This window comes from Kosmotoga olearia TBF 19.5.1 (assembly GCF_000023325.1).
GTDB classification, from domain to species: Bacteria; Thermotogota; Thermotogae; order Petrotogales; family Kosmotogaceae; genus Kosmotoga; species Kosmotoga olearia.
Genome location: NC_012785.1, coordinates 1,494,985 through 1,510,835, shown reverse-complemented (window position 1 = coordinate 1,510,835; position 15,851 = coordinate 1,494,985). Strand labels below are relative to the sequence as shown.

The 15,851-nt window shown below is 41.7% G+C and carries 13 protein-coding genes and 3 tRNA genes; 13 read left to right on the top strand and 3 right to left on the bottom strand.

Translation table 11 applies throughout. The features are described from left to right. Nucleotides 1–150 precede the first annotated feature (150 nt). Nucleotides 151–924: a GNAT family N-acetyltransferase gene (locus KOLE_RS07115; protein WP_015868757.1), complete on the bottom strand. Its 774-nt coding sequence runs from the start codon at nucleotides 922–924 to the stop codon at nucleotides 151–153. A 1,216-nt stretch (nucleotides 925–2,140) separates the two neighbouring features. On the opposite strand from KOLE_RS07115, the gene KOLE_RS07110 reads away from it, so the two are divergent. Together KOLE_RS07110 and KOLE_RS07105 are read left to right on the top strand one after the other, a co-directional pair. Beyond that, nucleotides 2,141–2,644 (top strand): hypothetical protein, encoded by a 504-nt coding sequence (locus KOLE_RS07110; protein WP_015868754.1) that lies wholly within the window; start codon nucleotides 2,141–2,143, stop codon nucleotides 2,642–2,644. Nucleotides 2,645–2,657: 13 nt separating this feature from the next. Then, complete coding sequence (locus KOLE_RS07105; protein ID WP_015868753.1) at nucleotides 2,658–3,755, top strand: VWA domain-containing protein; 1,098 nt, start codon at nucleotides 2,658–2,660, stop codon at nucleotides 3,753–3,755. A gap of 45 nt (nucleotides 3,756–3,800) precedes the next feature. On the opposite strand, the gene KOLE_RS07100 is transcribed toward KOLE_RS07105, so the two are convergent. Beyond that, a complete protein-coding gene (locus KOLE_RS07100; RefSeq protein WP_015868752.1) occupies nucleotides 3,801–5,156 on the bottom strand; it encodes a sodium/glutamate symporter family protein in 1,356 nt (451 codons plus the stop codon). A 543-nt stretch (nucleotides 5,157–5,699) separates the two neighbouring features. Here KOLE_RS07100 and KOLE_RS07095 point away from each other — a divergent pair. The 4 genes from KOLE_RS07095 (at nucleotide 5,700) to KOLE_RS07080 (ending at nucleotide 7,384) form a co-directional block, all read left to right on the top strand. Beyond that, nucleotides 5,700–7,025: an MBL fold metallo-hydrolase gene (locus KOLE_RS07095; protein WP_015868751.1), complete on the top strand. Its 1,326-nt coding sequence runs from the start codon at nucleotides 5,700–5,702 to the stop codon at nucleotides 7,023–7,025. A 61-nt stretch (nucleotides 7,026–7,086) separates the two neighbouring features. After that, nucleotides 7,087–7,175: transfer RNA gene (locus KOLE_RS07090), tRNA-Leu, on the top strand. A gap of 45 nt (nucleotides 7,176–7,220) precedes the next feature. Continuing rightward, nucleotides 7,221–7,297, top strand: a tRNA-Met gene (locus KOLE_RS07085). Between the two features lie 10 nt (nucleotides 7,298–7,307). Continuing rightward, nucleotides 7,308–7,384: transfer RNA gene (locus KOLE_RS07080), tRNA-Met, on the top strand. A gap of 492 nt (nucleotides 7,385–7,876) precedes the next feature. Here the strand turns inward: KOLE_RS07080 and KOLE_RS07070 are convergent. Further along, entirely contained in the window at nucleotides 7,877–8,587 is a 711-nt protein-coding gene (locus KOLE_RS07070) for a hypothetical protein (protein ID WP_015868750.1), read from the bottom strand. A 107-nt stretch (nucleotides 8,588–8,694) separates the two neighbouring features. Between KOLE_RS07070 and KOLE_RS07065 the strand changes: the two genes are divergently transcribed. The 7 genes from KOLE_RS07065 to infB all read left to right on the top strand — a co-directional run bounded on the left by KOLE_RS07065 (nucleotide 8,695) and on the right by infB (nucleotide 15,831). Then, the gene (locus KOLE_RS07065; protein WP_015868749.1) at nucleotides 8,695–10,242 is read left to right on the top strand and encodes an NAD(P)H-hydrate dehydratase; all 1,548 of its coding nucleotides are present in this window, start codon (nucleotides 8,695–8,697) and stop codon (nucleotides 10,240–10,242) included. Further along, nucleotides 10,232–11,395 carry an RNA polymerase factor sigma-54 gene (locus KOLE_RS07060; protein WP_015868748.1) on the top strand — a complete coding sequence of 388 codons (1,164 nt, stop codon included), beginning with the start codon at nucleotides 10,232–10,234 and terminating at the stop codon, nucleotides 11,393–11,395. The genes KOLE_RS07065 and KOLE_RS07060 overlap by 11 nt, the downstream gene beginning before the upstream one ends. After that, nucleotides 11,392–12,045 carry a thiamine diphosphokinase gene (locus KOLE_RS07055; RefSeq protein WP_015868747.1) on the top strand — a complete coding sequence of 218 codons (654 nt, stop codon included), beginning with the start codon at nucleotides 11,392–11,394 and terminating at the stop codon, nucleotides 12,043–12,045. Before KOLE_RS07060 ends, KOLE_RS07055 begins: the two co-directional genes overlap by 4 nt. After that, a complete protein-coding gene (gene yfcE / locus KOLE_RS07050) occupies nucleotides 12,021–12,572 on the top strand; it encodes a phosphodiesterase (RefSeq protein ID WP_015868746.1) in 552 nt (183 codons plus the stop codon). The genes KOLE_RS07055 and yfcE overlap by 25 nt, the downstream gene beginning before the upstream one ends. A gap of 186 nt (nucleotides 12,573–12,758) precedes the next feature. Continuing rightward, nucleotides 12,759–13,397: an MBL fold metallo-hydrolase gene (locus tag KOLE_RS07045; RefSeq protein ID WP_015868745.1), complete on the top strand. Its 639-nt coding sequence runs from the start codon at nucleotides 12,759–12,761 to the stop codon at nucleotides 13,395–13,397. 42 nt (nucleotides 13,398–13,439) lie between these two features. Next, nucleotides 13,440–13,766 carry a L7Ae/L30e/S12e/Gadd45 family ribosomal protein gene (locus tag KOLE_RS07040; protein WP_015868744.1) on the top strand — a complete coding sequence of 109 codons (327 nt, stop codon included), beginning with the start codon at nucleotides 13,440–13,442 and terminating at the stop codon, nucleotides 13,764–13,766. After that, the gene (gene infB, locus KOLE_RS07035) at nucleotides 13,744–15,831 is read left to right on the top strand and encodes a translation initiation factor IF-2 (protein WP_015868743.1); all 2,088 of its coding nucleotides are present in this window, start codon (nucleotides 13,744–13,746) and stop codon (nucleotides 15,829–15,831) included. The genes KOLE_RS07040 and infB overlap by 23 nt, the downstream gene beginning before the upstream one ends. The last annotated feature ends 20 nt before the right edge of the window (nucleotides 15,832–15,851 follow it).

Below are 15,851 nucleotides of genomic sequence, written 5' to 3'. Positions count from 1 at the left end.
AACCGATAACCGAGAACCATTATTGTAGGGGCATAGCATGCTGTGCCCTGTAATAGGTTTTTATAAAGGGCAGAACATGTTCTACCCCTATGATAAAAAATAGCAACATTGTCGAAGGCAATTCCAGTATCCGGAACGAAGTTCCGCATTTCAATTATCTACCACCATAAAACAACTCCAATCAGTAATCGTAAAACCGAGCCTTTCATAAAGATGCATTGCAGGATTCTTAACCGCCACTGATAATATCGCCCTAGAAAAGCCCTTGGTTTTTCCACGCCTGAGGACCTCTCTCATCAAAGAGGTTGCAATCCCCTGCCTTCTGAATTTTTCGAACACAAGAAGATCTGCTATCAAGAAAGCCCCGTTCGTTGATGGGCCGTCCATCTTGGCGCAGGTCACAAATCCTTTTAATGGGGTTCCTATTTTAATGGACAGTTCCGGAAGCCAATGCCCGAATTTTTCATTTATCATGAGATCTTCGAACATGCGTAACAGCTGATCTCTCATCTTTATGCCAAAAGCTTTCTTATCAACTGGAGAAAACGCATCGTAGATTTTATCAATGTTTTCTACAATATCTTCAAAGGTTAAAGCCTCAACCTTTTCATTTTCAGGGTAAGGGCCAAACTTATCGATCTCTAACTCCATCTGGACCCTTTTAATTACCTCAAAATGGGGCCCGTTGATTTCTTTGTCTACCCTTCCTATGTTCAAAACAATAGTTTTATCAGGAAAGGTCCTTTTTAGAAGTTCCGCCAATTTGTCCAGATAATTAGAAAAAACCTCTTTGTGTATTTTCTCATCCATAACAAGCCTGGCAGTGAAAAGTTCTGGTTCTGTTCTGAAATTAATAAGTCTGGCAGTGATTTTTCCGCTTTCAGTAATTTCGAAAATCTTCATGTTTTTCCTGATCAGTTTCATCCCTCAGCACCTCTTTCACAACAACAAAAATTTCTTCTTTACCCATCAATATAATACCACCATCTTTGGAATTTATCCGATCACCTCGAATAAATTTGTTGGATATTCCATAAAATTTTAAAGTGCACTATAATTTTTTGTACATGACCATTCTCCCCTCATAAACACAACTCGGCTATTAAAGCCACTTTTATTCAATACCAATTAGTATGTCCATTCCTCTCTCAAAAAAATTTGGAAGCCAATCATAAAATTTATAATGTTATGCTTGACATTTTTAATTATTGATGGTATATTATTGATGTCAAAGATAAAAATCCTCACATAGGAGGGATAAAAATGAAAAAGAGAATCGTTGAAAGAAAGATTGAAAGACAGATCGAGGAAAGAAAGATCGAAGCATTACAGAGGTTGTATTCCGAGCCCCGTGCATTCTGAAAGCGGGCAGGCAGAAAGGGGGAGCACAACTATGGACAAGGAAAAAAAGATTCATTACAAAGAAATAGACAACCAATTAGAAAAGATAAAGATTGAAGTTTTAAGGCGTCTGTACGTTCAAAGCTAAAAGGCCAAATATAAAAAAGCACCGAGGAATAGGACATCCTCGGTGCTTTTTTATCAAGATTAAATCCTTCTGACTGAATGGGTGTGTCACATATTTTGTGTAAACCCCAAACTCCGGAAAAGATCAGACATAGGATTTCACCCAATCAAATTCTATCATCAAAGTGGCAAGGATTTTATCCCATTCATTTATTCTTCTGGTCCTTTCTTTGGTTATATTAATGCCAGTTTCATGAGTATCATGTCAGGATGAGTCAACAATTCATTTCATTCCAATCCTTCACTTTAATCTTCAATCAACAAAATTAAAGCAGCGCTTTTTATTCTCCCCTTGCGTAAGAAATAATAATTTAGTTACCTGAAAGTTTGCTTTGTATAAAGTCAAATAATAAATATATTTATTTCTTTCAGGTTAAATGTGGCAATTTCAAAATAATTCGCAGAAAAATTCAAACATCATGTTACAAACTCTTAAGTACTATCATCACAGAAAACGTTAAAGGCCTCTGGAAATATTTCTTTACGAATTACAACTGTTGTTTGGAACTGTTAACAATTCTTGACAGTTTATACAAATTCGAGTGTATAAAAATCTTTGTCAAATATTTGCATATTGATAAAATACAAACATACTCGAAGGGAGGTGTAAGTTATGAAAAAGCTTTTGATCACATTTTCTGTTCTTCTTTTGATCACATATGCTTTTTCTCTCAGTTTTCACGGACTTGCAGGAAGCGAGTTTGGTGGTTTGAACAGGCAGTTCATAGGAGCTGGCGTAGGCCTTGGTAACGGTCTACTGAGACTCGAAGTAAATGCATTTCTCCCGGTATCTTCATTATCGGATGTACCGGATCTTGACTGGAAAGAGATCAGCGTTTTAGAAATTGATCCAATGTTACTTTTAAACATTAGATTAGCCAAAGGCCTTGCAATTTACCTTGGAGGCGGTCCCATCATACTCGCAGATATAAAGGCTCCTGCTTTCATAATTTACTCAGACAGGATTTTCCACGTAAAAGGTGGAGCAAGTTTAATGTTAGGTAGCATACGCATTTTCGCTGAAGCAATGACCTCAATAGGCCTTATCGGTGGTCCTATAGGTTTTGGTTGGTCCGGCATTTACAGCATCCACGTTGGTGCCGGACTGGTGTTCTGAGGAGGTGATGGGAATGAAAACGAGAACAAAACTGGCTTTAATAATACTGGGAGTCATAATTCTTGCAGCCTGTGGCATCGTTCCAACGCTTCCTGGCCTTATTCCGCCAGATCCATTTGGGGTATCAAAACCTGATTTTTGGGGTGACGAAGTTCCAATTTATGGAAGTGTTGATAAAGCACCTATTTTAACACCTATTGATCTGCCTCTTGCGGTTAAAATCCGTGTCAGCATACCTGGATACGCAGAAGGATTAACTCCAGATAATTTCCTCGTTTTTGAAGACGATCGGGCTCAAGGATTCGCTCTGGTTAAGGAAGCTGAAGAAAGAAGAGGCGCCGACATTGTCTTTATTGTCGATGTAACAGGAAGTATGGGCACAGAAATAGCTGGTGTAAAGAACAGCATGGTTAACTTCATTCAGGCCCTTGAGGCTGGAGGTCTCGATGTAAGGGTTGGTATCGTTCCTTACGGTGATTACGCACCAGCAAGAGCCGATACTTCGGATAATATAGGTTTTGACCCGGCATTTCTAAATCTGTCGGATCCTACCGTAGCAGAGGGTTACGCTAATGGCCTCGGTGTTGGTTATGGAGCTGATGGCCCTGAAAATGCCTATGGAGCCATAATGTACGCATGGAACAATATGGCCTGGCGAAGAGGAACTCAGAGGATTTTCATCCTTATTACCGATGCTTTTAGTCATTATACTGGTGATATCGCTGATGGTCTCGAATGGCCGAGTGGTTGGGGCCCCTCAAACGACTTCGACCCAAAATACACAAAAGATGAAGTTATAAATGCCCTTTATGGCTTTGCTACCCTTCACATCGTCGCATCTACCGGCGGGTACTACAATACCACTGATACTGATTTCTCTCACCCCGGCGATCCCAGAGAAATCGCGCTTTTAACCGGTGGTTTGATCATTTATCAGGATCCTTACGGAGAACCCGATCTGTCCGCCATCGGAATCACTGAATATATAGCCTCTTCGTGGCTTATCATCTTTGAAAGCGATTCACCAGCCACTACTCATAATGTAGATGTTTACTTTGAAGGACCCGATGGTAAACGTGGAGAACTTCACCTGGCGGGAGTAACTTACTGATATAATAGACATGGAATAAAAAACCGGGCTTTAGAGCCCGGTTTTTTATTTTCTCCTAACGCTTAAATACCAAGTAAAAAAGATCGCTAAAAGATACACACCAAGGGCAAGAAGAGTATAGAAGAAATATGTTGGATTATTCGTCTTTATCCCGATAATCGGAATATTAATGATCACCAACAATGGAATCCCGAAAATCAAGGCCACCCCGCTGCCAAGAACCATATTTTCAGCCGCACCGCTTTCAAAGTTTGGGTCTATCTCCCTGAGAAGTGCCATACCCGTAGATATTGTACCGGTTTCCATTCCAAAAAGCGCGAGGGTGTTTTCCAGTACCGATTCCCTGTACGTTCTTTTACTGAACCAGATTGTGTAAAAAACAGTAAGAACCCCTCCAATGGTGGTTATCAGAAGAATTGGAACAAAATTCTCTTTCACCATTTTAAGCGGTATGGCTGCAATCGATGCAGCAACCATATAGTCGAACACCGCACCGGCAATTCTTTGAAGAAGAAAGTCATTCAGATACTGTGTTGTGTATTTCTCATCTCTTCTTAGAAAATCGTAGACTTTCCTGAATAAAAACGCGAACAGCACGCCCACGACAAAGTGTAATCCCCAGAGAACCCGGGCAAACGTCTCGCCATAAGAGTTGCCGCCGATACCAAGAACTGCTGTTATCCATTTTATAAAACCAAAGGTAACCAGGTAAACGATACCAATTGCCAGTAACTGAATAGTCATACCGTCTATGTCCGAAAACTCGTAATCCCTTACTGTTGAAACAACACTTTTTTTGATAAACTTTTTTTCAGATACGAGCTTGCTCTTTTTCTTAAAGAAAACAATGATATTCAAAAGAAATATTCCTCCGATGGTAGCCCAGAGAAATCCTATGGTAGCCATCACAAGCCCTATTGCCCCACCCGAACGAAAACCAAGTGCTTCCCATTGTGACCCTATCGAAAAGGCCTGGCCGGGTCCCTGGTCAAATGCAAGAGGCAACAAAAGCCCCATTAACGGGAATACATCCTTTGTAATAAGATAATAGAGAAATAGACTTACAGCAAAGCCAGCGATAGCTTGAATCGTCAAAGACATCGTAATTATCAACCCGGTATTGAACCCGGTTTTGGAAAGTTTTGAATTACTTTTCTTCAAGGCAACTGCTATAAAACCTATTGCGAGCATATGGTATATCATGAACCCAAGATTATCGCTATTGAAGTTGAAAATCCCAAGAACATCAGGGCCAAACAACACCGCTAAAAAGCCAGCGATGATTGAATTTGGAATGAGTAATTTTCTCATTCCCGGAATGCTCCGTTTAATGACAGCAGAAAGACCAAGAAGAAAAGAAAGATACATGAAATCCATAACAAGATCCCAGCTTCCATCCATGCTTTGTTACCCCCCTATCAGGTGCAACCTCAAATTGATTTATACAGATTGATCTTTCCCGGTTTCGTGATACCATGAACCTATACTATTATAATAATGTCCTTAACATTTAAAAAGCACTCTTACTCAGGTTTTTGAAAAGTTCTCTCAAGTTATGCAAATAACTGTTATAATGAGTGCGGAGCAAAACTCCGGAGGCTGGGAATCAGCTTCGCTGACTGATGCTTGGAATGGCTACGCCATTGACGCTTGCGAGGCTGTTAGCTGGTAAGCACGCTTCGCGTGGGTAAGCACAACTACGCTGGGGGTAAGCCCGGTTATGCCAGGGGTAAGCACTCCTTTGGAGTGGGGAAAAACAAGAGGCTTGCAGACGCTGTGCGTGACTTCGTCACGGCTGTGCGCCTTCGGCGGATAAAAGCCGAGACTCTTGTGTTTTTCGTACAACCAACAACGTACAATTGCCGCGCAGCGGCTTTCTCGGATTCTCGGATCTCGATTTCCGGCTCTTGGTTCTCGATCATAGCGAAAAATAGGAGGAAATGTATGCGTTTTGTACCATTAGGTGGTGGAAAAGAAATAGGAGCAAACAGTTATCTGTTGCAGGTTGATGGAAAGAATATCCTGATAGATTGCGGTCGGCACCCGATTAAAGAGGGTTACGAATCGTTACCAGCTATCGATGAAATAGACAAGCTCGATTATGTTTTCATATCTCACTCTCACTACGATCATCTTTCATCATTACCACATCTTGTGAAATTTTTTCCAAATGTTCGTGTTTTAACCTCAAGAGAAAACAAAAAGCTTTCGGTAAGGATTCTCCGCAATTCAGTAGAGGTAATGAAGAAGAAAAACGAAAAAGATGGCGAGCCGATACTTTACAACCATTCAGATGTGAAGAAAGCTAAAAAGAGAATGATAGGAGTGGAATATTACGAACCATTCAAGATTTCTAAAAAGCTGTTCGTAACCTTTTATCCAGCCGGGCATGTAATGGGGGCCAGTTCTATATTGCTCGAATATAAAGGAAAGAAGATTTTCTATACAGGTGACATCTCTCTTTCTGACCAATTAACAATTCCTTCTGCTGTTTTGCCCGACAAAGTCGACGTTTTAATCTCTGAAGGGACCTATGGACTTAAGGAAGAAGCGACCGACACACGGCATTCTGAAATACGTCGGCTGGAGCTCTCAATAAAAAAAGTTCTAAAAAACAAAGGCCGCGTACTCTTGCCAGTTTTTGCACTTGGGAGAGGCCAGGAAGTTCTTTACATGATCCTAAAAATGCTGGATGAAGAAAAGATCCCGGATGTTCCAGTTTATACAAACGGCATGGTTTCCATCATAACAAACCTCTACCTTCAGGAATACGCCGGCATGCCACCGGAAAAGAAAAAGTGGTTTAATAATGCCATCTTAAGAAGGGTCCGAACCGTTCCAAAAAATTACAAAACACTTCTATACGACAAAAGACCCATGATACTCATTCTCAGCTCAGGAATGCTCATAGAAGATACTTTATCTTATTTATTCGCAAAGGAAATCCTTCAAGACAACCTGAGCGCTATCTTTTTCATGGGCTACCAGAGCCCGGAATCCATTGGTTACTCCATACTTGAAGCCGCCAGAAGCAGAGAAGAAGAAATTTCATATGGTGAGGAAAGGATTCAGCTCAGATGTACAGTTAAAAAATTCAACTTTTCTGGCCACGCTAGCTACGAAGAACTGATTTCACTTCCCAGAGAACTCCAACCTTCAAAACTTGTATACGTACACGGAGATGAAGAGGCACTTTTGAACCTTTCAAAAGAGCTGGAATATGAATTTGACATATCCGTGCCATCGAACCTCGAAACGGTACTTCTTTAGTGGATACAAAGCTCTAAGGATCTTGACAACCTTTTTTGTAGGTGTTATGATAATAAACGGCGCCGGGGTGGCGGAATTGGCAGACGCAACGGACTTAAAATCCGTTGGAGCGAAGGCTCCGTGTGGGTTCGACTCCCATCCCCGGCACCACTGGGAGAGAATGATGCCAATGGCCTTTGTAATATAGATATGCGGTGCGGGGTGGAGCAGTCAGGCAGCTCGTTGGGCTCATAACCCAAAGGTCGCAGGTTCAAATCCTGCCCCCGCTACCATTTTTTGTGTGGCGGTGTAGCTCAGCTGGCTAGAGCATGCGGTTCATACCCGCAGAGTCGACAGTTCGAGTCTGTCCGCCGCCACCAACCAAAAAAATCCCCTCCAACTGGAGGGGATTTTTTAATTTCATCATTCCGAAAGGCTGCTACGCAGCGATAAAGACCGTTGTCGGTTGTACGTTGTGCGTTGTACGCAAAAAAACGAGAACCGAGAGTCTGGGAGCCGGTAAGCACGCTGACGCGTGGGTAACCCGGCTGCGCCGGGGGTGAGCCTGACGAAGTCAGGGGTAGGCACTCCTTCGGAGTGGGGGAATAATAGACGCTTGCGACAAAAAACACTAGAATCCGAGAGTCCGAGAATCCGAGAGAGCCGCTGTGCGGCATTTCCAAAGTACTAGTCACCGGCGGAGCCGGTCGGGACAACTCCGCAGGAGTTCGTAACACTGGCGAAGCCAGTCGCAACCACGCGAAGCGTGCGTGCCCGGCCGCAGGCGCTTACCCTGATGAAGTCAGGCTTACCCACGCGCTGGCGTGCTTACCTGCTGACAACGTCGTGAACCCCCGGGGCGCAACCCCACGTCAATCACCAAAGGATTGATAATAAATCTTTCTCAAGTTCTCAAAAATACCCGTATGCGTTTCGAAATCAAAAGTTTTGAAGGTTATGGTTATTGATTCTCTTTTCAACCGATCGCTAATCTTTAGATAGAGTGGAATAGGGAACCTTCCTTCTTTGCCTTCCAAAGCAAGTTCAAGACTCATAATGTTTGGAATATATCCCCCGCCCCCAATCAATCCAAGAAACCTCAATTTTGCTTCGTTGGGTTCCAGTTTGTAAAGATAAAGATCTTCTTTTTTCTCCTTTACCCAGGAAAAATTCCTTTCATCCAGCAATCCCTTGAAGAAGGTTGATAGGAATCCTCCGAGAACATACAGATCGTCCTTCGTGCGGTACTGTTTCCATGGGTTCCCATCGATCACGCTGAACAAAATCTCTTCCTTTTCTAAATAAACAAATTCAATGCCGGCCAACTCTTCAGGACCAGTTACGGAGATCAACCAATCGGAATTCTCGTTTGTCTCAAATTTAAAAGCAAAACTAAAATCAAAATAAGAAGGCGTAGCAGCCTTTTCGTCAAATATATGGAAATTAACTGACACATCTGTAGAAAAGGAACGGGTTCTATTGAGTTCGCTTATTAACAACGTTATCGGTTCAGATTCCACTGAAAAAACAGAGACCAAAGTAGCAAAAACAAAAAAAACCAAAAATATAAAGGCTTTTCGCATTATAAACACCTCACAAACGATTATAACATCTCCATGTTCCTAAAAACTCTGAAACAAAAAATGAAATATGCCGGGGTTAATGCTAATATTAAGTGGGGGTGTGGAAAGTGAAAATAGCTTATCCCGATGAAATGAAGAAAATAGATCGCCGGACCATCGAAATAGGTGTTCCCTCAATAGTGCTTATGGAAAGTGCGGCGATTGCGGTCGCCAACGAAATAATGAAAAAAATGCCAAAAAAGGTGACTCTGCTGTGTGGTAGAGGAAACAACGCCGGTGACGCTTACGCTGTGGGGAGGCACTTATTAGCGAACGGTGTAGAAGTTTTCGCCGTAATGTTAGCTGAACCTTCCACAAAGGATTGTAGAAAGAATTATCGGCTCTTTCGTAGATTCGGTGGAAACGTTATTAAATTCTGTGACCTGAAGAAACACTGGAATAAAATCAAAGAATCTGATGTGTTTGTAGATGGGATTTATGGGACGGGATTTAAAGGAGATTTATCATCGGAAATCGTCGAGTTGCTTGAGGCGGTCAATAAAATTCACGCTTTTCGGGTTGCTGTGGACATTCCTTCCGGAGTTGACGGGAAAAACGGTGAGGTCCGTCCTACCGCTTTTAAAGCCAACCTTACCGTAACGTTCGGTCTTGCTAAACCCGGACATTTCTTCTATCCCGGAAGAGCTTTTGTCGGCAAATTGAAAATCATCAATATAGGTTTTCCTGAGAAATTTATGACCGAAGAGGCTTCTTTGAATCTACTTACCGATAAAGAAGCCTCTGAATTACTTCCATCACGCCCACCTTACGGACACAAGGGAACCTTCGGTAAGGTCTTGACCATAGGGGGAAGCGAGGATTACAGTGGTTCAGTTGTATTAGCCGCCCTCGGAGCAATAAAAGTGGGAGCGGGTATGGTTTTTACCTTCACTCCAGAAAAGGTTCAGAGCGTGGTCAGAAACAATATACCAGAAGTAATAGCCCTTGCCGGTAACAAACCTCATCTGGCTATCACAGATCTTGAAAGCATTCTGTCTACACTTTCAAAGGTAAACGTGGTTATAATAGGTCCGGGAATAGGAAGAAAAGAAGAAACCTTTGAGCTTATTAAAGAGCTGTTGATCGAATCTTCAGCACGAAAAATCCCGGTCATCGTGGATGCGGATGCCATACATGCTCTTAAAAGTCTCAACCATGATCAGATTAACTGGGAAAATATCGTCATCACACCCCACCCCGGTGAATTCTCATCTATCACAGAGCGAAAAATCGAGGAAGTGATAAACAATATAGATCTTGTAAAAGAGTTCTCAAAGAAAAACAAAATAAACGTTCTTCTCAAGGGAGCAACCTCTATTTTTAGTTCGTATACAGGGGAAATCTGGCTAAATACGACCGGAAACACCGGTCTGGCAAAGGCGGGAAGTGGAGACCTCCTAACAGGAACAATTGCTGGATTTATCGCTCAGGGGATAGATATGAAAGCTGCCACAATACTTGGGGCCTATTTCATGGGAAAAGCTGCGGAGATGTGCGAGATATATGAAGCCTCTATGAGCGCGTCACAGGTGAGTTCTGTTTATTCTAAAATATTTAAACACCTTAATACAATTAGGGCTTCTACAGGAAAAATCGGGGGCAATCATGAAACTTGAACACAAACTTTCGCAAAAGCTCGAACAAAAGTTGCACCTATCTTTGAAAGTGCAGCACGTGTTGAAACTATTACAACTAAATTCACTAGAGCTCATGACAGAGCTCAGAGAAATTGTTGATGGCAACCCCCTACTTGAACTGGAGGGAGAGGATTACAAATTAATCGACGAAAACGATATTGAAACACCCGAAGAAGAAAATTACGAGTCCAAAAGTGATTCCCCTTACTTTCCGAAGCACTACAACCCCGATTTCGACGGTTGGGACTTTGAACGTCTTGAAGGGCCGCAGCCTTCTTTTGAAGAAATGCTTCGCAATTTCGCTTTTTACATTTTAGAGGACGATGAATTCAAAATATTCGAAATTCTTATGGACAACATGAACGAGTTTGGTCTGTTAAAAAGGTCAATCGAAGAGATTTCAAGAGAAGTTGCGGTGAATGAACGCGACATAAGAAAAGTTATAAAAAAGCTCAGAGATTCCGGATTTGACGGTCTGTTCGCCGAAAAGCTCGAAGAATTGAAGGAACTCGGTGAAGGAATCGTACTTCCCTCATCCGGTTACAACGATGGAAATCCTATCATGTACATAGAGCCTGAACTTTACATTGATTTCGTGGATAATAGATTCATTGTTACTGCAAAGGATTACGGATTGGCCATACGGGTGGACGAAGTATATCGGGAACTTCTAAAAAACGAAAAGGATGAAGCAGGGAAATTCCTTAAGGAAAAATTCCAGGAGGCGGAGTTTTACGTAAATGCCCTTGAAAAAAGACGCAGTACATTGATCACAATAGGTGAAGAACTGGTTAGAACTAATCCTGATTTTCTACTCGGTTACTGCAAAACCCTCAGACCTTTAAAAATGACAGACATTGCTGAAAAGCTCGATGTTGTTGTTTCAACCATTAGCAGGGCGGTGAAAGGAAAATTCGTACAGACTCCCATAGGGACCTTCCCGCTCAGATACTTTTTTGGTAGCGAACAAACACGCGAACAGGCCATGGAAATCATAGCCAAGCTTTTGAAAGAGAATCCAAAGTTGAGCGATTCAGCGATAGCAAAAAAACTAAATGAAATAGGTATAAAAATAGCCCGAAGAACGGTTAATAAATACCGTAACGTTCTTCTCAAAAAAGGTGAACTATGAATTTAGCGGCAGTTTTTCTTGGCGGGAATGATGGACATTCCGACAAATTTTATAGAGAAAAAGCAAATTCAGCAGATTTGATCGTCGCTGTCGATTCCGGAGCTGAGGTCCTTAGACGACTGAACATCGTACCGCATCTCCTTATTGGTGATATGGACTCCATTTCTCCAGAAACCCTTTCCTGGTGTTCCAGTATGGGTACTGAGATAAAGAAATTCCTTTCTGAAAAGGATGAAACCGACACAGAGCTTGCCATTGATGAATTGGTCAAGCGCGGGATTAAAGACGCTCTTCTTTTAACGGCTACTGGTGAGCGCCCTGATCATTTTTACGCTATACTCATGCTTCTTTATGCCTTTTCAAAAAAACTAGAGCTGAAAATCTTAACTGAAGAATTGGAAATCGGTGTAGTTCATAATGAAGAAAAATCCTTCGTGGTTTCAACAAAAGAGGTCTGGTCTATATTTCCTATTGGCAGTCAAATACCCGTGGTAACATTGAAAGGATTCAAATACTCCATTACTGAAAAGGAAATGCCATTTGATAAACCCTATGGTGTTTCCAACATTTCCATCTCGTCTTCAGTATCTATAAAAACCAGCAGAGGGGCGGTGATTTATTACAGATGGTTGAAGCGAGAAGATTGTTAGTTATATCAGATACCCACGGTTCATTGACAGCCGTTCAGAAAGTTTTGGATAGAGTCAAAGATTTTGATGTTCTTCTCCATGCTGGAGATTACCTTTACCATGGACCCAGAAATAGAATTCCCAAGGGTTATGATCCCATTGGACTATCTGAACTTTTCCAGAGTCTGGGAACAAAACTCGTAGGAGTTCGCGGGAATTGCGATGCCGACGTAGACCTTATGGTTATGAAAATCGATGATTTACCGCAAAGCAAGATCTTCTCATTAAGAGGGATGGAAACTTTTCTTTACCACGGCCATCGGGATCTAAAGATTCCTGATTCATCGAGGATCATTATCTCGGGTCACACCCATATCTCGCAACTAAAAATGATCGGAGATACTATCTATTTGAATCCGGGAAGTGTAGCTCTTCCTAAAGATTCTACAGATGGCACTTACGCCTTAATTGAAATCTTTGATATTATAAGGCTCAATTTGTTTGACATTCACGGCAACCTGTTAAAAGAATTGGAACTAATCCAATGAAGAACAACTACCAGATAGAAAGGGTAGCTTTTTTAGAGAATAGCTGGTTCGCTTTTGCTTTAACTCCCGAAATATTCGTGATTTAAATAAGCTACAAATTTCAAAGGTAGCTCATTTAATTTTCATAACGGTTGGTACAATACCGTATTTGAGAAGCGTGCTATAATTACGGTGGGGGTGGTGAAAATGTTGATACGCTGGCACGGTCACGCTTGTTTTACGATAGAAAGTGCAGGTAAAACACTTCTCACCGATCCTTTTGATTCAAGTGTCGGGTACGCTATTCCAGATATTGAACCAGATATAGTCACAGAAAGCCATCAACACTTTGATCACAACGCTCATCATTTACTAAAAGGCAATTTTAACCTAATCAAAGAAACGGGGCACTTTTTCGTTGAAGGATACAGAATTAACGGATTTCTAACCTATCATGATGAGTTCAAAGGCAAAAAACGCGGCACAAATATCATCTATGAAATCATAACTCCTGACGGGTTTAGAATCGTTCATCTTGGAGATCTGGGAGAATCTCTAAGCAGGGAGCTGGAACAGAAGCTAATGCACCCTGATATTCTTATGATTCCCGTTGGAGGAATTTACACAATAGGACCAAAAGAGGCCCATAATCTGGCAAACGAGTTGAAACCATCAATTGTAATTCCGATGCATTTCAAAACAAAAAACCTAAAATTCGAGCTAAAGGAACTGGAGAATTTCACAAGTAAATTCGAAAATGTTGAAAAAATGAAGGAGCTCAACCTTAATTCCAGGAAAGAAGTCGAAAATCTCCATTTGAAAGTAATTGTTTTAGACTACGAATAGATCTGGAGGTGCTCTATAATAAACGAACAGAAAATTCTTGCGATGCTTGGCTTTGCGGCAAAAGCAAGAAAAATTGTTTTTGGTAAAGATCAAATCAGAGCGTATCTCAGAAACAGAAGACAAAAGAAAAAAGTTCTCGTTCTGGCAAGCGATGCCAGTGAATCTATAAAAAAAGACTGGCTGAAGCGTTGTGAGAGCCAAAAGGTTCCTTTTGTTTTGCTGAAAAATACTGATCGCATAAGTTTGGCAAAAGCGTTAGGCAAAGTCAGCTTTTCAGCCGTTGGAGTTACCGATGAAGAACTCGCAGCTGAGATCGTAAGATTAGCCGAAGCAGGAGGTGAAAAAAATGGCGAAGACCCGAGTTTATGAACTCGCTAAAAGATTGAAAATCACTACCAGGGAACTTATAGACGAATTGGAGGAGCTGGGAGTCTCTGTTAAAAGTCACATGTCCGTTTTAGATGATGAAATTGTCAATATAATCGTCGGCCTGTATGAGGAAGAAGAAAAAGCAGCAAAAATTAAGAAGTCAGCTTCTTCCAAGAAGAAAACCGAAAAAGAAGTAGAGGAAGAAGAAATTGAAACTCCCAAAAAGAAAAAGAAACAGGAGGAGAAAATCCCTGGTGAGGAAAAAGTCCTTCGTATCACCCCCGATGAATTGAAGCTTGACTTACTCGCCGAGAAAATGAGGGTACCTGTTTCAAAAATCGTGAAAGATCATTTTATGAAAGGGATCATATTACGCCCCGCACAGTCATTATCACTTGAAGACGCTAATCAAATTGCCGCTCAATACGGTTGGAAGCTTGAAATAGAAAAAGAAGAGATGGCTGACCCGCTGGAAGCACTCAAGAAGAAATATGAAGAACTATACAAAGATGAATCCAGACTTGTACAACGTCCCCCGGTAGTAACGGTTATGGGTCATGTTGACCATGGAAAAACAACGCTTCTCGATAGAATAAGAAAAACCAGTATAGCAGAAAAAGAAGTTGGTGGCATCACACAATCAATCGGTGCGTACCATGTAGAGGTAAACGGAAAAAAAATAACCTTTATAGACACTCCCGGCCACGAAGCATTCACAGAAATGAGAGCAAGAGGTGCTCAAGCAACGGATATAGTCATCCTTGTGGTTGCGGCCGATGATGGTGTCATGCCTCAAACCGTTGAAGCTTACAACCACGCAAAAACCGCTCAGGTTCCTATAATAGTCGCCATAAATAAAATCGACAAACCAAATGCAAGTATCGAAGCAACCAAACAGCAGCTTGCTTCAAAACTCGGGCTCGTTCCCGAAGATTGGGGCGGAGATACGATAGTTGTTCCCATATCGGCAAAAACAGGCCAGGGTATCGACGAACTTCTGGAAATGATTCTGCTTGTGGCCGAGATGTCGGAAATAAAGTGTATTCCCACAGGAAATGCTAGAGGAATTATTATCGAGTCTGAGCTTGATAAAGGTGTTGGTCCACTTGCGACAGTTATAGTTAAGGATGGGATATTGGAAGCCGGCGACTATATCGTTGCAGGAGCTACATACGGTAAAGTTCGCGCTTTGAGAGATGAAAAGGGTAAGCGTGTTAAAAAAGCTGTCCCGGGCGACCCTGTTCAGATAATAGGGTTCAATGAGGTACCGGATGTTCACGCCATACTCTACGTGGTAGATTCTCTCGATCAAGCGAGAGAAGTAGCGGCCTTTGCTCAGGAAAAACAAAAGAAAGAAAAGCTACTGAAAGGCAAGCGTCACGTGAGATTGGAAGAATTCATGCGTATCGGTGGTAAAGACGAAACAAAAGTCCTGAACCTCATACTTAAGTCCGACTCCTTTGGTTCTGTCGAAGCTTTGAGACAAACGATAGCCAAACTGGAAACAGAAGAAGTTCATATCGAGGTAGTTCATTTTGGAATAGGTACGATAAACGCAAGTGACGTTATGCTTGCAGCAGCTTCTGATGCCGTAATTATAGGTTACAAAGTAAAGCCAGACAGCCAGGCTCGAAGACAAGCAGAAGAGGAAGGCGTTCAGATCCGCGTTTATCAGGTAATCTTCGATCTCATCGATGACCTCAAAAAAGCCCTTGAAGGTCTTCTGGAACCCGAAGAAATTGATGAAACCGTTGGCCATGGCGAAATCAGAAAAGTGTTTAAGATAAAGAAAGTTGGTAGCATAGCCGGTGTACAATTACTCGATGGCTATGTAACAAAAAAAGGTTTCGTCAGAATATACAGGAACAATCAAGAGATATTCGATGGTGAAATTGAGTCGCTTAAACATTACAAAGATGAAGTCTCCAGAATAGACGCACCCAAAGAATGCGGAATCAAATTCCTGAACTTTGACGATATTCAAGAAGGTGATCAGTTAGAGTTCCATGTAAAGAGGAAAGTGAAGAGAACATTAGACTTCAACGAAAGCTCTTCGGATAGCTAAATAACGAGAACCGAGAGTCC

Bases quoted from the DNA above. Each gene is read 5' to 3' on its own strand.
- infB (WP_015868743.1), top strand. From the start codon at position 13,744: ATGGCGAAGACCCGAGTTTATGAACTCGCTAAAAGATTGAAAATCACT.
- KOLE_RS07070 (WP_015868750.1), bottom strand. From the start codon at position 8,587: ATGCGAAAAGCCTTTATATTTTTGGTTTTTTTTGTTTTTGCTACTTTG.
- KOLE_RS07060 (WP_015868748.1), top strand. From the start codon at position 10,232: ATGAAACTTGAACACAAACTTTCGCAAAAGCTCGAACAAAAGTTGCAC.
- KOLE_RS07115 (WP_015868757.1), bottom strand. From the start codon at position 924: ATGAAACTGATCAGGAAAAACATGAAGATTTTCGAAATTACTGAAAGC.
- KOLE_RS07095 (WP_015868751.1), top strand. From the start codon at position 5,700: ATGCGTTTTGTACCATTAGGTGGTGGAAAAGAAATAGGAGCAAACAGT.
- KOLE_RS07040 (WP_015868744.1), top strand. From the start codon at position 13,440: ATGCTTGGCTTTGCGGCAAAAGCAAGAAAAATTGTTTTTGGTAAAGAT.
- KOLE_RS07100 (WP_015868752.1), bottom strand. From the start codon at position 5,156: ATGGATGGAAGCTGGGATCTTGTTATGGATTTCATGTATCTTTCTTTT.
- yfcE (WP_015868746.1), top strand. From the start codon at position 12,021: ATGGTTGAAGCGAGAAGATTGTTAGTTATATCAGATACCCACGGTTCA.
- KOLE_RS07105 (WP_015868753.1), top strand. From the start codon at position 2,658: ATGAAAACGAGAACAAAACTGGCTTTAATAATACTGGGAGTCATAATT.
- KOLE_RS07045 (WP_015868745.1), top strand. From the start codon at position 12,759: ATGTTGATACGCTGGCACGGTCACGCTTGTTTTACGATAGAAAGTGCA.
- KOLE_RS07055 (WP_015868747.1), top strand. From the start codon at position 11,392: ATGAATTTAGCGGCAGTTTTTCTTGGCGGGAATGATGGACATTCCGAC.
- KOLE_RS07110 (WP_015868754.1), top strand. From the start codon at position 2,141: ATGAAAAAGCTTTTGATCACATTTTCTGTTCTTCTTTTGATCACATAT.